This window comes from Oleiphilus sp. HI0067 (assembly GCF_001635735.1).
In genome coordinates this window covers 1-407 of sequence record NZ_LWFI01000628.1, presented here as the reverse complement: position 1 = coordinate 407, position 407 = coordinate 1, and the positions used below count along the sequence as shown (strand labels likewise).

Annotated in this window: 1 protein-coding gene; it reads right to left on the bottom strand. The window is 47.9% G+C overall.

Annotated elements, in window-relative coordinates; genetic code table 11:
* Positions 1-407: tandem-95 repeat protein (locus tag A3739_RS06965; RefSeq protein ID WP_156502434.1), on the bottom strand; the 407-nt coding region annotated here is incomplete at both ends.

The following is a 407-nucleotide window of genomic DNA, read 5'->3' as shown; positions in this document are numbered from 1 at the left end:
CCATCATCATTCTCACTCAGCGTTCCATCTGATCCTGAGTAGCTCACACCTTGCAGACTCACATCACCTTCAACGTCACTTGAATTCGCCAAAAGCTGTGCAGGTGTCAATGTAATTGTACCGTCCTCATTCATGCTGAAAGACGTATCCCCTGCAACTGGCGGGTCATTCACAGGAACAACTACAATATTCGCTTGAGCCGTATCGGTACCACCCTGACCATCAGACACGGTAAAGTCGACGGTGACATTACCATTGAAGTTCTCATTCGGTGCAAAGGTATATGTGTCATCTCCATTATCGGTGAAGATTCCATCCGTACCTGTGTATGTAACATCTGAGATACTCAGCGTATCGCCATCAACATCCGACGCTCCCGCCAACAGATCCCCATCTGTAAGCGTGAT